This window comes from Actinokineospora sp. HUAS TT18 (assembly GCF_051364635.1).
GTDB lineage: Bacteria > Actinomycetota > Actinomycetes > Mycobacteriales > Pseudonocardiaceae > Actinokineospora.
Genome location: NZ_CP195645.1, coordinates 587388 through 605074, shown reverse-complemented (window position 1 = coordinate 605074; position 17687 = coordinate 587388). Strand labels below are relative to the sequence as shown.

The following is a 17687-nucleotide window of genomic DNA, read 5'->3' as shown; positions in this document are numbered from 1 at the left end:
TTCTAGCGTCGAGACATGCGAACTCACCTGAACAGCGCGGGCGAGGGCCTGGAACTGGACTCGACCGACGCGAAAGTCATCGTCAAGGTGGACGCCGAGCACACCGACGGCGCCTACGAGGTCTTCGAGGTCGACGCCCCACGCGGGCCGACCGTGCCGCCGCACGCGACGCCGTGGCCGGTGTCGTTCTACATGCTGCACGGCCGGATGGCGGTCTACGTCGACGGCGAGATCTACGACCTCGGTCCTGGCGCGTCCATCGCCATCCCGCCGGGGTCGATGCACACCTTCACCGTGCACACCCCGTCGGCGAAGTTCCTCGCGTTCAGCCTGACCGACGCCATGGGCCGCTTCTTCCGCGACGTCGACCAGGCCGTCCCGTCTGGGACCCCGCTGGAGGAAGCCGCTCCCCTGTTGCAGGACGTCGTGGGGCGGCACGGAATCAAGCTGCAGGAGTGGTCATGAACGTCATCGCGCAGGTCTTCGCGGGCATCGCCGCGCTCGTGCACATCGTCGTCTGGGTGTGGGAGTCGTTCCTGTTCCGGCGGCCGGGCATCCACAAGGGAATCTTCAGCGTGCCGTCGGAGGACGTGCCCGCGGTCATGCTGTGGTCATTCAACGTGGGCTTCTACAACCTGTTCCTCGGCTCGGGCACGGTCATCGGCCTGGTGATGCTGAACACCGGCAACGAGTCCGTCGGCCGCGCCCTGGTCCTCTACACCTGCGCCTTCATGGCTCTGGCGGGCATCGTGCTGCTGATCTCCGACCGACTCGGCCTCGGGCGCGCCAAGGGCACCGGCCTGGGCGGCGTCGCCGGACAGTTCGTGCCGCCCGCGGTCGTGTGGACGTTGGCGATGGTCGCCTAACCCTGTCCGGCGAGCACCTCACCGTGGACCGTCGGGTGGTTCGCGGCGAGGTGTTCCATGATCTTGCCGATGGGGGTGCCGTAGTTCTCCTGGTTGATCGTGCGCCCCCACACCGACACGCTGCTGCCCGGCGGGATCGTCTTGAACCCCCGGTGCAGCGCGGCGACGAACCACGCGTCGTCGCAGATCGGGGAGCCGGAGGAGCCGCCCGCGGTGTCGGTGAGGTAGCTGAGGCGGTCGGCGGTGCCGGAGACGACGAAGTTGTTGCGGAAGCCCAGGCGCATCGGGAGGCCGCCGGGGTGTTGCAGCACGTTGACCCGCTCCTGGAGCGCGCGTTCCATGGGTTTCAGGATGGGACTCGTCCGCAGCCGCAGGGGACGGCGAGGGCCGGAGGGCACCCGCAGGATCGCGTAGTCCAGGGCCTTGTCGCTGGCCAGGCACTCGGTCGCGGCGACGGTCTCGATCTTCGCGTCGGTGTTGTAGAAGTCGAAGAGCGCGCGGGTGGCCTTGCCCTGAAGGTCGAAGTCGGCCTCGCCCGCGTCGCCCTCGGTCGGGAGTCTGGCGTTGATCACGTGGAAGTTGGTGATCAGCAGGTCCGGGCCGATCAGCCAGCCGGTGCCGTTGCCGACGTCGGGTGCGTTGCCCGCCAAAGTGGACGGAACGCCGCCGAAGTGCCGGTGCACCAGCAGCTTCGCCACCGACCGCGACACCTCGGTGCCCGAGTGCAGGAAGCCGACGTCGAGGGTGTCGTCCTCGAAGATCACGACCTCCAACTCGCCGTCCACGCCCGGCAATGTGTCGACGTCCATGGGCGCGTCGGGGGCGTCGATGGACATGGCCGAGCCGTCCACCTCGACGACCTCCAAGGCCCGTCGGAAGACCAGTTCCTCCGGGCGGCCCGCGGCGAGCAGGACGGCCTTGTCCAGCCACAGCCGCAGCGGCATCTCCCCGGACAGCAGGGACCTGGTGGTGTTCATCCGGCTGGTCAAGGTGATGAGCCGGGCGGCTGGGGTGCCGCCCTGGGTCGCGGTCGCCACGAACAGCGGGGAGATGTCGGCGGTCAGCGCCGCCATCTCGCCTTCTGCGGCGAACCCGCAGGCCAGGGCCGCCTGCTGGACCTTGGTCAACTCGGCGGGCGTGAGATGCGCGAACGTCATTTCCAGCTCCCGTCAGCGGGTCGGACCAGGGTGTCCACCACCAGCTGCCGCGACAGGACGGGCTCACTGGCCCAGTCCAGTCCCACGGCCACGGCCTTGCCGGTCCGCCCGGACCGCACCACCTGCCGCGCCAGCTCGGTGTGGTTCGCGCGCCGGGGCAGGCCGACCTCGGCGGCGAGGGCGTCGAGCGCGGGCTGGGCGGCGGTGGAGGTCTGGTCGAGGAGCCTGGCCAGCGCGAACGGGTCCTCGCGGAACACGCCCCCGTCGGCCTCGGTCTGGTCGCCGACCTGGGCGGCGGCGTGGTGCAGGATCGTGTCGTTGAGGTCGCCCGCCGCGCGCACGACGCGTTTCACCAGGTCAGGATGGGTGAGCAGGGACTGGCGGGAGAGGTGGCTGAACCGGGCGGCGAGTTGGTCGCCGAGTTCCTCAGCCTCGCCCTGGTCGAACCCTCGCAGCACGCGGACCGCGTCGGCCAGCACGTCGACCCCGCGTTCGGCGTCACCGAGCAGGTCGCACGAGGTGACCGCCCACTCGGCGGCGGTGACCACACCGGAGCTGTCGTTCATCGCACCCCGCACGGCCACGGCCTGCGCGGCGAGTTCGGCCTGGGCGAGCCGGTCGCGCGCCTCGACGGCCGATGCCGTGCCGAGTTCGATCGCCTTGGCCGCGCCGTCGACGTCGCCGAACCGCAGCCGCGCCTCCGCCTCGACGGCGTAGAGCCTGCTGCCGGGCAGCCGTTCGGCGCGTTCGGCCAACACGTCGAGCGCGTCTTTCGGGCTGTTGGAGGACAGCCAGGACAGCGCCCGACCGCGCGCGTCGGCCTCCCAGTCCTCCTGGTCCCAGTCGGACCGGTCTTCATCGGCTGTCGCGTTGACCCTCCTGCGCAGCCACGTCTCGGCGCGGCGCGGCATCGGTTCGAGCAGCGCCGATTCGAGGGACTGGCGCATGGCCGGGTCCCAGAGCTTGTCGAGGTTTCGCGGGTCCTCCCCCGACATGAGCCGGTGGTAGAGCTCTTCGGCGCGGTCGCGGGTGCGGTAGTAGTCGATGGCCCGCCGGTGGATCTCGGCGACGGCCTTGGCGCGCTGCGGCTCGTCGAGCAGGGTGCGCAGCATCAGCCGCCGCACGTCCTGGCGGTGGCTCACCACGTCGGCGCCCTCGCGATCGAACATCCCGACCTCGTAGAGGAGCTTGTCGAAGATCTCGTACGACCGGTCGGGGTCGAGGCCGCACGGAATGGCCAGGACCTGACGCAGGACCTCGACGTCGATGCGCCGCACGGCCAGCCCCGGGTAGGCGACCTTGACGACCTCGGCGTCGCGGATATGGCCGAGGACGCGGCCGTAGAGCATCCCCTGCACCTGCTCCAGCGCGATCCCCGACAACACCTCGGCGCGCGCGGTGATGTCGTCGAACGCGGCGGCGGCGCTGCCCGAGCGTTCCAGCGCGGTCGCGGCCAGGCGCAGCGTCAGCGGGTTGCCGCCGAACTTGTCGACGATCAGGTCGCGCAGGTCGGGATCGGTCACGCCGAATTCGGCGAGGACGGCTTTGGCGGCGGCGTCGTCCAGGTCGCCCAACGGCAGGTCGATGGGGTCGCCGAAGCCGCTCAGCCGGGCCGGGCGGCCGCGCCCGGACACGAGCAGCCGCATGTAGGGCAGGGCGATGGACAGCCTGCTGAGCAGTTCGTTGAGGTCGCGCAGCGCGCCCGGCCCCTTGGCCTCGACTTCCTCGAAGGTGTCGAGGAACAGCACGAGTTCGGGAACGTAGCCCGCCCGGCCGTGCAGGTCGCGCAGGCGGAACAGCCGCTCGGCGAGGATCTCCACCATGCCGTCGAGGTCGAGCCCGAGGTCGACATCGAGGATCGCGGACGCGCGCTCGATGTCGGTGCCGGAGAACACGTCCTCGGCCGCGGCCAGTTCCCGGGCCTCGTCGGTCGTGGCGTACAGCAACCGCAGCTGCTCGGCGATCTGCCGCAGCAGACCCGCCGGGTCTCGCGGATCGTTGCGAACGCGGTCGAAGTCGAGGTAGACGAACGGCACCGGGCTGTACCTGGCCTGCTGTTCGAGGGACAGCAGGAGCTTGCCGATCAGGGTGGTCTTTCCCGTGCCGCCCGGCCCGTACAGGCATAGCGTCGACTTGTCGGTGATCCCCGCCGCGAAGAACTCCAGGGTCTTGATTTCGCTTTCCCTGCCGTGGAAATGCGTTCCGACGAGCGCGGCGAGCGGGTCGAGCAGGTCACGGCGCGACAGGGTGGCTTGCAGCCGCGTGCGGTCGTCGGGGTCGACGACGCCGGTTTCGGCCAGCCAGCCCATGACGACGGCGTACTCTTCCAGGTCGTTCGTCGCCATCTCGTTGGGCGTCAGGGGTTCGCGGGCGACGAGTGTGCGCAGCTTGTCGCGCTTGGTGTCCTCGATCCCGGCGTTGGCGTCGATGGCGGCGCCGAGGGAACCGGTGGCCGCGAGCCTGCCGATGCAGGTGGTGCGGGCGGGGTTGTCCAGGATCAGGCGGCCGTCCAGATGCGGGTGCACAAGGCCGGACAGCGCTTCCGCCGCGGGCATCGTCGGCTTTCCCAGCGGTCGTAGGTCGGCGGAGCGGAACGCGCCGAGCACCGAAGCGGCGGCGGTCCACGGCCAGCGGGACTCGTCGAGCGGGTCGGGTGGGCCTGCCGGCGGGAGGTCGTCCAACGCCTGGCTCAGCGACGCGGCGAAGTCGGCGAACTCGGCCGGGACCGGCTCGGTCTCCGGCTCGGGGACGCTGAACGACTCGTCCCGGTAGAACATCGCCACCCGCGCGATGTCTTCGGCGCGCTCCGGGTTGCGCCTGCGCAGCGCGGCGAACAGCGGTTCGCCGATCATGCCCGCGGCCTCCAGCTCGCGCGCGATCGTCCACAGTGAACCGCGCCGCGTGCCGCCCTTCTGATACGCCCGGGTCGAGCCGCCGAAGCCCTCCACGACCAGGAACCGCTCCAGTTCCTGCGGGTCGGTGAACAGCACCGACAGCAGTTCCGCGAGCCGCTCGCCGCCGTCGATCATGGCGCCGCCAGCAGTTCGCGCCGCGCCACGACGCAGCGCTCGGCGATGGTGGCCAGCCGCATCGCGGGCGGCGGGGCCGTCTTGGCCACCTTCTCCATGACGATCGACGCGGCCACCGTGTAGAGGCGCTCGTCCTTGTCCGGCACGGCGGCGGCCAGCCAGGCCGCGATCTCCGGCACGCCGATCTCCGGCAGGGTGAACCGGGCGTCGACCTCGGGTTTGTTGGGCAGCTCGACGGCGGAGAAGTCGGCGAGCACGGTGACTTTGAGCTTGCTCGCCACGAGCGGGTCGGTCCGCACCACCCGCAGGAGCTCGTCCAGGAACGTCCAGACGCCGTCGTCGAGGTCGGACCGGACGACGTTGGCCACGAACCAGACCGGCGTCGGACTCAGCAACGCCTTGCGCGTGAGTTCGACCGCCATGTCGATCGCGCGCCGGTCGGCCGTCGCCGCGACCGGCGTCGTCGGTTCACCGGGCAGGCCGAGCCGGATCCAGAGCTTGTTCACGAGGTGGGGCACGACGTAGTCGGTGTCGAGCCGCTGCAGGTGCACGACGACCGGGTCGAACTTGCCGTACCGGTTGGCGCAGTGCTCGATGTAGTGGCACATCGTGCGCTTGCCATGGCCCATGGGCGCCTCGATGGTGATGGCGGGGAATCCGGCGCCGTCGGCCATCGCGCCCAGAGCGGTCCGCAGCCCGTCCCGGTCGGCGAACGGCGAGTCGACGGCCTCGGGCGGCATCCACAGCGGGTCGGTCTCGCCGCCCTCCCACGCGACCTCGCCCGCGACGACCCGCTGGACGTGCAGGTGGACCTCGCGCAGTTCCCCCGGCGGGTCGAGCAGCATCAACGCGTGGGCGAACACGTCGACTGTCGGCTGGCGGAGCGCTTCGCGCAGCAGCCACTCGGCGTACGCGTAGTCGGACAGCTGCTGCTTGGACGCCGACCGGGCGATGGCGGGTCCGAACAGCACGACGGCAGGTCCCCACCGACTGCCGCCGAGGAAGTCGATGATCATGCCCGCCAGGCGTTCACGCTGACCGCTGGTCAGGAGCATGCGGCCCCCTTCTACGCGACCAGCCCGGTGAGCAGCTCGACGACCCGTGCCTCGAACGGCGACCGCTCGATGCCTGCCTCGTTCCCCATCTTGTCCAGCGCCGCACCCGCGCGCGTCTGGATGTCGGCCATGCCTTCCTCGGTGTGCGGGTAGATCAGCCGCAGCCCGCGTTCGTCTCCTTCGGACAGATCCTCGCCGTTGCCCGTCGGCCCGCACGGGCTAGGCGACGTCTTGTAGAAGAACGCCTGGAACTGGTAGAGCATCACCGAATCGGTGTCGAACGGCCCCGCGATGACGTCCGGCGACTCGACGGTGCGCAGGTTGTGGTCGACCTTCCCGCGCGACCACCGGTTGGGCGGCCCGGCGAGGTAGGTGTAGATCCCGGGCCTGCGGCCAGCGGAGTCGGGCACGAACGTGCCGCGCGCGTCGGTGGTCGGGACGTAGCCCTGGTCGTCCTCCCAGCGGAACTCGTCCTCGCACGGCCCGCGCATGTTCTGGTGGGCGTGGTGGAAGGCGAGTGCGTGCATGAACTCGTGCCGGGTGGTGCCCTTCCAGCGGTTCGGCTTCTGCGTGGCGAAGCCGCCGAGGTTGAGGCTGCGCTGGCCGGGTCCGCCGCCGATGCCGTTGACCGGGTCGGCGATGTTGGGATCGGTGCTGTCGGTGCCGACCAGGGACCAGAAGCCGCCCTTGTCGAAGCTGACCTGGATGTCGGCGGTGCGGGTGGTGTCGGTCGTCTTCCAGCGGCGGAACCCGCCGTTGGTCTGCCCGAAGTCCAGCTCGATGTTGCACGCGTCGGTGATCTGCTTGGTCGCGTCGGCGATGTCCTGGTGGAGGGCGGTGTCGCCGTCGAGGAAGGCGACCGTGACCGCCGAACCCGGCTTCCAGCGGGCCAGGTCGGAGATGAGGAACTCCAGCCCTTCCCCCTGCTCGGCGACCCTCTTGCGCCAGGCGTCGCGGACCTCCATGGCCGCGACCACCGCGTCGGGCAGCGACTCCAATTCCGGTTCGAGCGCCAGTTCCGCACCGTCCACAGCCGCCTCCGAGGTCCAAGCCCAGAACGCTTCGTATTAGTACGTGTCGCTCCAGCACGGCACCCGGTTAGCTCCATCAAGGACGCCGAACGGGTGAATCGCCAGCCGGTAGCCATTGGTTACTCTCCGAGCATGACGGAATGGGACGGCGACGTCTACCAGCGGAAATTCGATGAGCTCGCGGCCAGTGGCACCGACGTGCACGGCGAGGCCACCTTCGTCCGCGCCTACGACCCGAAGACAGTGCTCGACGCGGGCTGCGGGACCGGTCGGGTGGGCATCGAGCTGGCCCGGCACGGGATCGAGGTGGTCGGCGCGGACATCAGCGCGTCCATGCTGGCGACCGCGCGTGCGCGGGCGCCCCAGCTCACGTGGGTCGAGTCCGACTTGGCCGACCTCGATCTGGGCCGCACCTTCGACGTCGTGCTCATGGCGGGCAACGTCCCGCTCTTCACCCCGCCGGGCACCCAGGCCGCGCTCGTCGCGGGAGTGGCCCGGCACGTCGGAGGGCTGCTCATCGCCGGGTTCAGCCTCGACCGCGGCTACACGGCCGCCGACTACGACGAGCACGCCCGGGCCGCCGGGCTGCGGCTGGTCGAGCGGTACGCGACCTGGGACCGCGAGCCGTTCGCGAATGGCGACTACGCGGTCTCAGTCCACGCTATTTGACGCCACCCGCGGTCAGCCCGGCCACGATTCGGCGCTGGAACAGCAGCACCAGAATCACCAGCGGAATCGTCACGATCACGCCCGCGGCCATCTGCGTGCCGAAAGGCGCGTCGAACTGCGTCGTGCCCGTGAACTGGCTGGTGATAACCGGCGCCGTCTTCAATTCCTTCTTGTTGACCACCGAGAGCGCGATGATGAATTCGTTCCAGGCGGCGATGAAGGTGATGATCGCGGTGGTGAATACACCCGGCGCGGCCAGCGGCAGGATCACCTTGCGGAACGCCTGCGCCGGTGAGCAGCCGTCGATCTGTGCGGCTTCTTCCAATTCGATCGGCATCTGGCGGAAGAACGCCGTCAGGTTCCACACCGCCAGCGGCAGGGCGAAGCTCATGCTCGGCACGATCATCGCCTGGTAGGTGTTGATCCAGCCGATGCCGCTGAACAGCTCCAGCAGCGGGATCAACAGCGAGATCCCGGGGAACATGCTGGTCGTGATGATGATCGCCAGCACGAGGTTCTTGAACCGGAAGTCCAGCCGCGCCAGCGCGTACGCCGTCAGGGTGCCGATCAGCAGGACCAGCACGGTTGTCACGCCCGCGACCAGGAAGCTGTTCCCCAAGGCCCGCAGGAACCCGTTGTTCGCGGAGAACGCGGCCTCGTAGGAGTCGGCCGACAGCGGCGACGGGATGGCCGACGAGTCGAAGATGTCGTTGGTTCGGCGGAGACTGGAGACCAGCATCCAGTAGAACGGCGCCAGGCAGTAGATGACGATGGCGGCGATGCCGAAGTACGGCAGCCAGCCCCAGCCGCTGCGCTTGGGCTTGGCGGGCGCGGGCCGGGTGAGAGTCGCGGCGGTCACTTGTTCCTCCCGGTGCGCGCGCCGACGACGTCAGCGCCGAGCAGCTTGACGAAGACGAACGCCACGGCGGCGACGTAGATGAAGAGGAACACCGCGTACGCCGAGGCCGGGCCGTACTTGGTGAACTTCACCGCCTCCTCGAACGCCAGGATCGTGACCGTATCGGTGGAGTTCTTCCCTGGCCCGATCAAGGTGTAGGGCAGGTCGAACATGCGCAGGGTGTCGAGGATGCGGAACAGGACCGCGACCATCAGCGTCGGCTTGACCAGCGGCAACGTGATCGACCAGAACGTCCGCCACGGGGACGCGCCGTCGAGCTTGGCGGCCTCGTAGACCTCATTCGAGATCACCTGCAAGCCTGCCAACACGAGCAGCCCGATGAACGGCGCGGTCTTCCACGTGTCGGCGATGACGACCGCGAGCCACGCCTGGGGGCCGTCGGTGGTCCACAGGACGGGCGCACCGGGCAGCAGGTCGTTGGCGACGCCGTCGGCCTGGAAGATCCAGCGCCACAGAATGCCCGCGATGGCCGTCGGGACGGCCCACGGCACCAGGATCGACGCGCGGACCAGGGCGCGGCCCTTGAACGCCTTGTGCATGACCAGCGCCATCAGCACGCCGAGGATCACTTCGAGGCCGACGGCGGCGATGGTGAAGCTGGTGGTGTTCCACAGCGCGTTGAGGAAGCGCGCGCCGGTGTCGCCGCGGAACATGTCGGCGAAGTTGTCGATGCCGACGAACTTGTAGCCCGACTCCAGCAGCCCCGTCTCCGGGTCGATGCCCTCGTTGCGCTGGTAGAAGGCCAGCCGGACCGCGGCGATGATCGGGTAGGCCACGACCAGGCCCAGCACCAGCAGCGTCGGCGAGACCAGCAGCCCCGCCAGCTTCCCGACACCTTCCTTGCGGCTGGTCCTGGGCGGCTTGACTCTCCCAGGCGCCACAGGAGCCCCAACAACGGTCGACATGAAACCTCCTCAGCACCGACAAACCGCGACCTAAGGGGAACGGGACGGCGGCCGACCACGGTGACCGCGGGACCGCAGCTGAAGATGAATGGTGACCAAGCGTAAGAATTCCGGGGAGGCGGGCAAGTAGCGCGGGGTCCCGGCGGCACCCGGGACCCCGCATGCCCGCCCTACTTGGTCAGCGACTCCAACTTCGTCTGCAACGAAGACAACGCGTCAGCGGTCGTCGTCTGGCCGCTCATCGCCGAGTAGGCCGCTTCCTGGATGGCGGAGGAGACCTCCTGGTACTTGACCACCGCAGGCCGCTTCTTGGCCTTCTCGATCGACTTCTTCAGCTCCGTCAGGTACGGGAACTTCTCGACCAGCGAGGGCTCGTCGTACAGCGCGGCCCACGTGGGCGCCTGGCTGGTCTTCTCCAGGTTCGCCCGCTGCTGCTTCTCGTCCACCATGTACTTGATGAACTCGACGGCGGTCTTCTTGTTCTTCGCGAACGCGCTGACCGCGAAGTTGTGACCGCCCAGCGTCGAGCTGCCCGGACCGTCCATACCCGGCAGCGGCGCGACGGCGAACTTGCCCGCGACCTGCGAAGAACCGTCCGTGGCGTTGGCCTTGGCGTACTGGTACGGCCACTGGCGGTGGAACACCAGCTCACCGGCCTGGAACGCGCGGCGGCCCTCTTCCTCCTTGAACGTGCGCGCCTTGGCCGCGATCCGGCCGTCCTTGACGCCGTTCACCAGGAAGTCGAGACCGGCCTTCGCCTTGTCGGTGTTGACGTTCGGCTTGCCGTCCTCACCGACGACGTCACCGCCCGCCGAGTTGACGGCCTCGCTGAAGTTGACCGTCAGGCCCTCGTACTTCTCGAACTGACCGGCGTAGCAGGAGATGCCCGGCGTGGCCGGAACGACCTTGTCGCACGCGGCGTACATCTCGGCCCACGTCGTCGGCGGCTTGACGCCCGCCGCGTCGAGCAGGTCCTTGCGGTAGTAGAGCAGGCCGCCGTCGCTGGTGGTCGGCACGGCGTAGAGCTTCTTGAAGTACTTGCCCGTCTCGACGGTCGCAGGCAGCAGCTTGTCGAGCGGGAAGTCCTTCTCCGGCAGCTCGACGATCCACTGGTTGGCCGCGAATTCCGCGGTCCAGATGACGTCGAGGTTGAGGACGGTGTACGCGTCGGACTTCGTCGTCGCGTTCTGCACCATCTGCTGGCGCTGCGCGTCGGCGTCCTCCGGCAGCTCGATGACGGTGACCTTCTCGTTCGGGTGAGCGGAGTTCCACCCGTCGACCTGGTTCTGCAGGTTGCCCGAGGTGTCCTTCCCGGTCACCAACGTGATGGGGCCTGTCCCATCCAGGGCCGCGGGCGTTCCTCCTCCACCGGAGCCGCTACCGCCCGATTCAGTCCCGCACGCGCTCAGCACCAGCACAATCGCGGCGGCCAGTGCGGCATTACCTCGCGAAAACACGACACCCTCCAGTGGATCGTCAGACGTTCCCCGAACGCTCGGCACAGCGCCCGGCTTGTGGTGTTACTGGGACTGTTCTCGCAAGTTGCCGGTAAGGGAACGATCAACCAATCCTCGTTACCGTTTCGAGATGGACATAGGGGCTTAGTGCCCTACACCCCCTTATCCGCCAGCACTGGTGTGACTTGCGGTGATGGGGCATCCTTGGACGCTCACGGCACATCGCGTGTGACGGAGGACGAGCATGGCCAAGGTCGACTTCGATTCCGCGTCCCGGGTGTACCCGGGCTCGCCGCCGGTGCGGGCGGTGGACCAACTGGACTTGTCCATTGAGGACGGCGAGTTCCTGGTCCTGGTCGGCCCGTCCGGTTCGGGCAAGTCGACGGCGCTGCGGATGCTCGCCGGGTTGGAGGACGTCAACGAGGGCGCCATCCACATCGGCGACCGCGACGTCACGCACATGCCGCCGAAGGCGCGCGACATCGCGATGGTGTTCCAGTCCTACGCGCTGTACCCGCACATGACCGTCGCCCAGAACATGGGCTTCGCCCTCAAACTCCAGGGCCTGTCGAAATCGGCGATCGCGGAGAAGGTCGCCGAGGCCGCCCGCCTGCTCGACCTGGAGAAGTACCTCGACCGCAAACCCAAAGCCCTCTCCGGCGGACAACGCCAACGCGTGGCCATGGGCCGCGCCATCGTCCGCGACCCCGCGGTGTTCCTCATGGACGAACCCCTGTCCAACCTCGACGCCAAACTCCGCGTCGAGACCCGCGCCAACATCGCCGCCCTCCAACGCCGCCTCGGCACCACCACCATCTACGTCACCCACGACCAAGTCGAAGCCATGACCATGGGCCACCGCGTCGCCGTCCTCAAAGACGGCGTCCTCCAGCAGTGCGACACCCCCCGCAACCTCTACGACAAACCCGCCAACGCCTTCGTCGCAGGCTTCATCGGCTCACCAGCCATGAACCTGCTGACCGTCCCGGTCTCCGGCGGCACCTTCCGCCTCGGCGACCTCGACGTACCCCTCCCCCGCACGGTCCAAGCGGAGAAGGTCACCGCGGGCATCCGCCCCGAGTCGCTGACCGTCGCCCCGGAGGGCACCGAAGGCGTCGCCCTGGTGGTCGAGCTGGTCGAGGAACTCGGCGCCGACGCCCTGGTCCACGCCTCCATCCCCTCGGCCCCCGACTCCCCGCGCGTGGTCATGCGCGTCGACGGCCGCACGCCTCCGGCGCTTGCCGACACCATCACCGCGACTGTGCGTCACCCCGAAGAGGTCCACTTCTTCGACGCCGACTCCGGGGAGCGCCTCGTCTGACAGCCGCCGCTGTCGGTGGCACCCCATAGGCTGGCCGCATGGATTTCGCCGCTGAGCTGATTACGCAGAATCGTCTTCTGGCCGAGGCCGTGCGGGGTGCCGACCCGACCGCCGAAGTGCCGACCTGCCCCGGTTGGACGCTGCGCCAGCTGGTCACCCACGTCGGCCGCGGCAACCGCTGGGCCGCCCAGATCAGCCGCGAGCAGCTGCAGGCCCCGCTCGACCCGAAGACGGTCGACGGCGGCAAGGCCCCCGAGAACTGGGACGCGGCCGTCGACTGGCTGGTCGACTCGGTCGAGGTGCTGGTCGAGTCGGTCAACGCCAGCGGTGAGGCGCCGGTCTGGACGTTCACCGGCCCGCAGCCGAGCACGTGGTGGCTGCGGCGCAGGCTGCACGAGGTCGTCGTCCACCGGGCGGACGCGGTGCTGGCGATCGGCGAGAAGTTCGAGGTCGACCCAGTGGTCGCGGCCGACTCGATCTCCGAGTGGCTGTTCCTGGTCGCCACCCGGGGCAAGGGTGTGCTGGCCGAGGGCACCTCCCTGCACCTGCACGCCACCGACGCCGACGGCGAGTGGCTGGTCAAGGCCGACGGCGACAAGATCGTCTGGGAGCAGGCGCACGGCAAGGCCACCGCCGCGGCCAAGGGGGCCACCGCGGACCTGCTCCTCACCCTGCTCCGCCGCGCCCCGCTCGACGGCAGGCTGGAGATCCACGGGGACGCGGACGTGCTCCAGCACTGGCTCGACCACACGCCCTTCTAGGACGCCCAAGTGGGGCGCAGCGGCATTCCGCTGCCGCCCCGCCCATCCACCTTCACCCCGAGCAGCTGGTGCAGCTCCAACTGGTGCCGGTCGAACGCCAGCTGCGACGCGGCCATGTAGAGCGCCCAGACCCGCGCGCGGCCGAGCCCGGCGTCCCGGACCGCCTCGTCCCAGTGGTCGTCCAGGTTGGCGCACCAGGCGGCGAGGGTGCGGGCGTAGTGCTCGCGCAGGTTCTCGTCGTGGCGGATCTCGAAGCCGTTGTCCTGCATGGCGGACGCGATCTCGCCGACGCCCTCCAGCTCGCCGTCCGGGAACACATAGCGGTCGAAGAACGGGCCGACCCGGTGTGGCGCCGTCGTGTTCGTTCGCGTGATGCTGTGGTTGAGCAGCCTGCCGTGCGGGCGGAGTTTCCCAGCCAGGAAACGGAAGTACCCGGGCAGGTTCGCCGCGCCGACGTGCTCGGTCAGGCCGATCGAGGACACGGCGTCGAAGTTGGTCTCGGTGACGTCCCGATAGTCCAGGTGACGCACCTCGACCTTGTCCGCCAGCCCCTGCGCCGCGATCTCCTTCTGTGCCCACAAAGCCTGTTCACGCGAAAGAGTGACGCCCAGAACGTCCGCGCCGTAGTGCTTGGCGGCGTGGATGGCCATCGCCCCCCACCCGCATCCGACGTCCAGCAGCCGCATCCCGGGTTCCAGCGCCAGCTTGCGGCAAACCAGGTCGAACTTGTTCCACTGGGCCGTTTCCAGAGACGCGTCGTCGGTCGGGTAGCACGCGCAGGTGTAGGCCATCGACGGGCCGAGGACCATCTCGTAGAAGTGGTTCGACACGTCGTAGTGGGTCGAGATCGCGACGCTGTCGCGCTGCTTCGAGTGCCGCAGGCCGATCAACGTGCGGCGGACACGGCCGGGCAGTTCCTCCGGTGGCGGCGGCATCCGGCGCAGGTGGCCGCGCGCGAGTTCACGCAGCGGTTGCAGGGCGTCGCGCCAGCGCAGGTCGTCGAGGAGGGGAACGAGCGCGTCGAGGGTGTTGTAGAGGCCGCCGGTGATCTTGAGGTGGCCGGTGACGTAGGCCCGCGCGAGCCCCAGTTCCCCAGGCGCGGACAACAGGTAGCTGACGGCTTCCGGTGTGGACAGGTCGAGGCGGACGGGAGCCTGCGGGTTGCCCGCGGAGCTGCCGTCGTAGGCGGTCACAGCGATGCCGCCGTCCTGCGGGAGCAGGGCGGCGAAGGCGGACGCGACTGTCATCACTTCCCCCTGACACATTTGTCGTACAGGTCGAGTAAGCGGGAGCCCGGGTCGTACCGCGACTTGAGTTCACGGTACGCCGGTCCGTTGTAGAGCTTCCAGAACTCGTCCTCGGCGTAGAACCCCTCCGAGTACAGGGACTTCCGCCCGCCGAGGTCGGTGACGGTGCGTTCGATGAGCCGGTTGTGCGTGCCCGGCCCCTCGCCCACGTCGAGCGGGACCGACGACCAGAATCCGAAGTTCACGTACAGCGAATCCGGGTTCATCGTGTAGAGCGGCCATTCGACGGGCGCGCGCAGCCGCACCGGGCACACCCACACCGGGCTGATCGGGATCTCCCGGTGGAAGAAGTCGAGGAACTCGACGGCCCGGTCGACCGGCACCTCGATGTCCTGCACCACGGGCTCACTCGGCGGCAGCCCCCGCCACTTGTCGACCCGCCGCGACAGCCCGAACCGCCGGTCCAGCGCGACGATCTTCCAGTACACATCGGACCGGAGGAACCGCCGCCCGAGCAGCCTGCGCACCGGCCGCTTCTGCACGCCGAGCGCGGCGGAACACCAGAACCAGTCGGTGTCCCAGCGCCACAGATAGTCGCGAATGGACAGATAGTCGTCGGCGCGGCGCTGGATGGAGCGGTAGTAGATGTCGAGCCAGGTGTAGTCGCTGGTGTACGGGGCCTGGTCGGTGAAGGTGCCGATGGTCAGGTATTGCTCGTCCGGCCCGAAGACCGTGCCGTCCACGAAGTCGACGGACTCCCCCGCGTGCTCGCCGGACGCGCACACCTCGGCGAGCTGGGCGAAGTACTCGGCGGGGTCGCGGTGGCGCACGTGGCGGACGTGCACGTACGGCCGGACGGGCTGGAGCTCGATGGTGAGGCGGAGAGCGTAGCCGAGGGTGCCGTAGGAGTTGGGGAAGCCGTGGAAGAGGTCAGCGTGCTCGTTGTCCGGCCGCGCGATGACCACTTGGCCGTCGCCGGTGAGGATTTCGAGTTCGAGGACCGACTCGTGCGGCATCCCGTGCCGGAACGAGGACGATTCGATCCCCAGGCCGGTGACGGCGCCTCCGAGGGTGATGGTCTTGAGCTGGGGGACGACCAGGGGCATCAGGCCGTGCGGCAGGGTCGCGTCGACCAGCTGCTCGTAGGTGACCATGCCCTCGACGTCGGCGGTCCTGGCCTCGGGATCGACGGTGACGTGGGTGAAGTCGGAGACGTCGAGGGTGCCCGCGCCGCGGCGGTGGCGGAAGAGGTTGGAGGTGCGTTTGGCCAGGCGAATGGGGGCGTCGGGGGGCAGTTCGGACCACCGGGTGCGCAGTTTCCGCACCCGGTCCTCGTGCGCGGTCCCCGCGCTAGTGCTGGCGCCCGGCATCCCTCCATTGTTCCACCGCTAGCCGCCAACTACGCGAATTGAGCAAGATGGAGGTGCGCCACCTCGACACACTCCAGCTCGGGACCGCTGAAACTCGACTTCCGCCACTCAGCGTTACGAAGATCCACTCTGTTTCACTCCCGTCGGAATTCTGCCTCCAGGCGCCGCAGGAACTTCACCGTGTCGGCTGAACTGAGCGCCACCTTGACCAGTTTCTGGTGTACGCGGCTCTCCTCGCTCTCGTCGACAAACAGCGCGGTTGAGTGGTGTTGGAACATGACGACCGGGTCGGCCTTCGCGAAGTCCATGAGCTTGTAGTCGCCATCAAGCCCATCGTGGGCGCCATGATCGAACAGGATCACCCGGATATCGACGTTTGGCCGCTGCGTCATGTTGCGGAGGTGCACGACCTGCTCAGCCATCAACTGGCTGCTGCCGGTTCGGCGGCGGATGGCCATCTCATCGACGATCACCTGGTAGGTAGGCGCACCCTGCTTCCACAGAACCTCCTGGCGTTTGAGGCGAGTGGCCACCATGTCCTTGGTGTAGTCGGCGGTCTTGCCCGCGATCGCCATGACAGCGCGCATGTAAGCAGCCGTTTGGAGAAGGCCAGGGACCCGTGTTACCGAGCACTCGGCGATGTGAATCGAGGTCGCCTCGAAGTTGACGAGCGCCCGCAGTTTCTCGGCGAGCTGGCCACGAAAGATCAGCATGTCGCCGGGTGCTTTGGCTATGTTCATGAGGCGGATGCGCTCCGGTCCCTTGATCCCATAGATCGCCAGGAGGGTCGCGCATTCCTCCACAGTCACCTCCCGCAGCCCGTTCTCCATCCGGTTCAAGACCGGTCCGGAGAAACCACTGCGCGCGGCGATCTCCAAAGTCGTCCGCTCCGAGTTCTTCCGGAGCTCCTTCAGTTCCGCTGCCAGTCCCCGCACTCGGGCGGTGCCACTAGATCCCATTGCGCAATTGGAGCAGGCGACACCGTCACCGGGCAGTCGCTCGATCGCCCAGCCGTTTCTACCCCCGAGATGGGTGAAGCCACCCGCGCAGCAGCCGCGCGACGTTCGGCATGATCACGTAGGTCATCATCAGACTGAACATCCCGGTGATCAACGCCGTCCGCGCGACCGTGGGCACCGCGCCCAGAGCCGGGGCGATCCAGATGTTCGCCAGCAACGTGAGCGGGAAGATCCCCAGCGCCGAGCTGATCGCCATCTTCCACTTCGGCGGTGCGTCGGCGGCCTCGAACCACGCCTCCAGGCCCGTCAACTCCCGGCGTGCGGTTTCCTCGTGGTGGCCCTCCGCCTTGGCGAACCAGGCCGCCCGCTGCGGCGACGCCTGCCAGACGTCGTAGGTCGCCTCGTCGCGGAAGCGGTACATCACGTGCCAGGGCTGGCCGGGTTCGGCGGGCCGCAGCACGCCGTGACCCAGGTGGCCGGGGAACTTCGACGCCTCGTCGAGGATGCCGTTCGCCCACTCCTCGAAGCCGCGCTCATATCCGGGCTCCACCGTGCGCGCGACCAGCGCGGTTACCTCGCCAGTGCCGTTCGACATGCGCCCAAATCTAGTCGTTCCGCAGACAGGAACGGGAGGGCGATGGCCAGGGAGCGTGGGGCTAGTGAGCATTGCACACCGGCCAACCACGGGGTATGTTGCACGTCACAACAAATGCCGGTGATGGGCATCGGGGCACGATCTGCCCTCGTCCATAGTGACCAAGCCGTAACCCGCACAACGATCACCTTCGCGGCCTCCAGGAATGGACGCCGCACCCCTGCCTCTCGCTCTGGTGATCGGGTGCCGAATCGCCTGACCCTCATCAGGCGTCCGCATGTCTTGTCTATGACTTCCCTGTAGCGGCCTCGTCCCAGAGTGGGTGCTTTCATGTCTCTCAGACGAA

At 68.5% G+C, this 17687-nt stretch carries 17 protein-coding genes; 5 read left to right on the top strand and 12 right to left on the bottom strand.

Annotated features, from left to right (window positions below; all coding sequences use genetic code 11):
* The first annotated feature begins 15 nt into the window (after positions 1-15).
* Both ACSHT8_RS02725 and ACSHT8_RS02720 read left to right on the top strand, forming a co-directional pair.
* Entirely contained in the window at positions 16-465 is a 450-nt protein-coding gene (locus ACSHT8_RS02725) for a cupin domain-containing protein (RefSeq protein WP_436497355.1), read from the top strand.
* Positions 462-866 (top strand): DUF1304 domain-containing protein, encoded by a 405-nt coding sequence (locus ACSHT8_RS02720; protein WP_436497353.1) that lies wholly within the window; start codon positions 462-464, stop codon positions 864-866. Before ACSHT8_RS02725 ends, ACSHT8_RS02720 begins: the two co-directional genes overlap by 4 nt.
* Here ACSHT8_RS02720 and ACSHT8_RS02715 read toward each other — a convergent pair.
* The 4 genes from ACSHT8_RS02715 to ACSHT8_RS02700 are packed head-to-tail and all read right to left on the bottom strand — an operon-like array spanning position 863 to position 7138.
* Entirely contained in the window at positions 863-2023 is a 1161-nt protein-coding gene (locus ACSHT8_RS02715; protein ID WP_436497351.1) for a trypsin-like peptidase domain-containing protein, read from the bottom strand. The two genes, ACSHT8_RS02720 and ACSHT8_RS02715, sit on opposite strands and share 4 nt — an antisense overlap.
* On the bottom strand, positions 2020-5052 hold the full coding sequence (locus tag ACSHT8_RS02710) for an ATP-binding protein (protein WP_436497349.1): 3033 nt from the start codon (positions 5050-5052) through the stop codon (positions 2020-2022). The genes ACSHT8_RS02715 and ACSHT8_RS02710 overlap by 4 nt, the downstream gene beginning before the upstream one ends.
* The gene (locus ACSHT8_RS02705; RefSeq protein ID WP_436497346.1) at positions 5049-6107 is read right to left on the bottom strand and encodes a hypothetical protein; all 1059 of its coding nucleotides are present in this window, start codon (positions 6105-6107) and stop codon (positions 5049-5051) included. Before ACSHT8_RS02705 ends, ACSHT8_RS02710 begins: the two co-directional genes overlap by 4 nt.
* Positions 6108-6118: 11 nt before the next feature.
* Positions 6119-7138 (bottom strand): hypothetical protein, encoded by a 1020-nt coding sequence (locus ACSHT8_RS02700; protein WP_436497345.1) that lies wholly within the window; start codon positions 7136-7138, stop codon positions 6119-6121.
* 132 nt (positions 7139-7270) lie between these two features.
* Between ACSHT8_RS02700 and ACSHT8_RS02695 the strand changes: the two genes are divergently transcribed.
* A complete protein-coding gene (locus tag ACSHT8_RS02695; RefSeq protein WP_436497343.1) occupies positions 7271-7807 on the top strand; it encodes a class I SAM-dependent DNA methyltransferase in 537 nt (178 codons plus the stop codon).
* On the opposite strand, the gene ACSHT8_RS02690 is transcribed toward ACSHT8_RS02695, so the two are convergent.
* The 3 genes from ACSHT8_RS02690 to ACSHT8_RS02680 form a co-directional block, all read right to left on the bottom strand.
* Positions 7800-8666 carry a carbohydrate ABC transporter permease gene (locus ACSHT8_RS02690; RefSeq protein ID WP_436497341.1) on the bottom strand — a complete coding sequence of 289 codons (867 nt, stop codon included), beginning with the start codon at positions 8664-8666 and terminating at the stop codon, positions 7800-7802. The genes ACSHT8_RS02695 and ACSHT8_RS02690 overlap by 8 nt on opposite strands.
* The gene (locus ACSHT8_RS02685; protein WP_436497339.1) at positions 8663-9631 is read right to left on the bottom strand and encodes a carbohydrate ABC transporter permease; all 969 of its coding nucleotides are present in this window, start codon (positions 9629-9631) and stop codon (positions 8663-8665) included. Before ACSHT8_RS02685 ends, ACSHT8_RS02690 begins: the two co-directional genes overlap by 4 nt.
* A gap of 170 nt (positions 9632-9801) precedes the next feature.
* Entirely contained in the window at positions 9802-10950 is a 1149-nt protein-coding gene (locus ACSHT8_RS02680) for an ABC transporter substrate-binding protein (protein WP_436497337.1), read from the bottom strand.
* 382 nt (positions 10951-11332) lie between these two features.
* Between ACSHT8_RS02680 and ACSHT8_RS02675 the strand changes: the two genes are divergently transcribed.
* Together ACSHT8_RS02675 and ACSHT8_RS02670 are read left to right on the top strand one after the other, a co-directional pair.
* Entirely contained in the window at positions 11333-12409 is a 1077-nt protein-coding gene (locus ACSHT8_RS02675) for an ABC transporter ATP-binding protein (protein ID WP_436497335.1), read from the top strand.
* A gap of 38 nt (positions 12410-12447) precedes the next feature.
* Positions 12448-13170: a maleylpyruvate isomerase family mycothiol-dependent enzyme gene (locus ACSHT8_RS02670; RefSeq protein ID WP_436497333.1), complete on the top strand. Its 723-nt coding sequence runs from the start codon at positions 12448-12450 to the stop codon at positions 13168-13170.
* On the opposite strand, the gene ACSHT8_RS02665 is transcribed toward ACSHT8_RS02670, so the two are convergent.
* From ACSHT8_RS02665 to ACSHT8_RS02645, 5 genes are read right to left on the bottom strand one after another with little or no spacing between them, the layout of a single operon-like run.
* Positions 13167-14417 (bottom strand): class I SAM-dependent methyltransferase, encoded by a 1251-nt coding sequence (locus ACSHT8_RS02665; RefSeq protein WP_436497331.1) that lies wholly within the window; start codon positions 14415-14417, stop codon positions 13167-13169. The two genes, ACSHT8_RS02670 and ACSHT8_RS02665, sit on opposite strands and share 4 nt — an antisense overlap.
* Complete coding sequence (locus ACSHT8_RS02660) at positions 14417-15787, bottom strand: FAD-binding oxidoreductase (RefSeq protein ID WP_436497329.1); 1371 nt, start codon at positions 15785-15787, stop codon at positions 14417-14419. Before ACSHT8_RS02660 ends, ACSHT8_RS02665 begins: the two co-directional genes overlap by 1 nt.
* A 29-nt stretch (positions 15788-15816) precedes the next feature.
* Positions 15817-15915, bottom strand: a complete 99-nt coding sequence (locus ACSHT8_RS02655) for a DUF397 domain-containing protein (protein WP_436497327.1) — start codon at positions 15913-15915, stop codon at positions 15817-15819.
* Between the two features lie 6 nt (positions 15916-15921).
* Positions 15922-16746, bottom strand: coding sequence for a helix-turn-helix domain-containing protein (locus tag ACSHT8_RS02650; protein ID WP_436497325.1), 825 nt, complete (start codon positions 16744-16746; stop codon positions 15922-15924).
* 58 nt (positions 16747-16804) lie between these two features.
* A complete protein-coding gene (locus tag ACSHT8_RS02645; protein ID WP_436497323.1) occupies positions 16805-17341 on the bottom strand; it encodes an antibiotic biosynthesis monooxygenase in 537 nt (178 codons plus the stop codon).
* Between the last annotated feature and the right edge of the window lie 346 nt (positions 17342-17687).

What these genes read in the sequence shown, in the direction of transcription:
- ACSHT8_RS02665 (WP_436497331.1), bottom strand. Translation starts at nt 14,417, where the DNA reads ATGACAGTCGCGTCCGCCTTCGCCGCCCTGCTCCCGCAGGACGGCGGC.
- ACSHT8_RS02715 (WP_436497351.1), bottom strand. Translation starts at nt 2,023, where the DNA reads ATGACGTTCGCGCATCTCACGCCCGCCGAGTTGACCAAGGTCCAGCAG.
- ACSHT8_RS02645 (WP_436497323.1), bottom strand. Translation starts at nt 17,341, where the DNA reads ATGTCGAACGGCACTGGCGAGGTAACCGCGCTGGTCGCGCGCACGGTG.
- ACSHT8_RS02660 (WP_436497329.1), bottom strand. Translation starts at nt 15,787, where the DNA reads ATGCCGGGCGCCAGCACTAGCGCGGGGACCGCGCACGAGGACCGGGTG.
- ACSHT8_RS02670 (WP_436497333.1), top strand. Translation starts at nt 12,448, where the DNA reads ATGGATTTCGCCGCTGAGCTGATTACGCAGAATCGTCTTCTGGCCGAG.
- ACSHT8_RS02650 (WP_436497325.1), bottom strand. Translation starts at nt 16,746, where the DNA reads ATGGGATCTAGTGGCACCGCCCGAGTGCGGGGACTGGCAGCGGAACTG.
- ACSHT8_RS02695 (WP_436497343.1), top strand. Translation starts at nt 7,271, where the DNA reads ATGACGGAATGGGACGGCGACGTCTACCAGCGGAAATTCGATGAGCTC.
- ACSHT8_RS02675 (WP_436497335.1), top strand. Translation starts at nt 11,333, where the DNA reads ATGGCCAAGGTCGACTTCGATTCCGCGTCCCGGGTGTACCCGGGCTCG.
- ACSHT8_RS02710 (WP_436497349.1), bottom strand. Translation starts at nt 5,052, where the DNA reads ATGATCGACGGCGGCGAGCGGCTCGCGGAACTGCTGTCGGTGCTGTTC.
- ACSHT8_RS02720 (WP_436497353.1), top strand. Translation starts at nt 462, where the DNA reads ATGAACGTCATCGCGCAGGTCTTCGCGGGCATCGCCGCGCTCGTGCAC.
- ACSHT8_RS02705 (WP_436497346.1), bottom strand. Translation starts at nt 6,107, where the DNA reads ATGCTCCTGACCAGCGGTCAGCGTGAACGCCTGGCGGGCATGATCATC.
- ACSHT8_RS02685 (WP_436497339.1), bottom strand. Translation starts at nt 9,631, where the DNA reads ATGTCGACCGTTGTTGGGGCTCCTGTGGCGCCTGGGAGAGTCAAGCCG.
- ACSHT8_RS02725 (WP_436497355.1), top strand. Translation starts at nt 16, where the DNA reads ATGCGAACTCACCTGAACAGCGCGGGCGAGGGCCTGGAACTGGACTCG.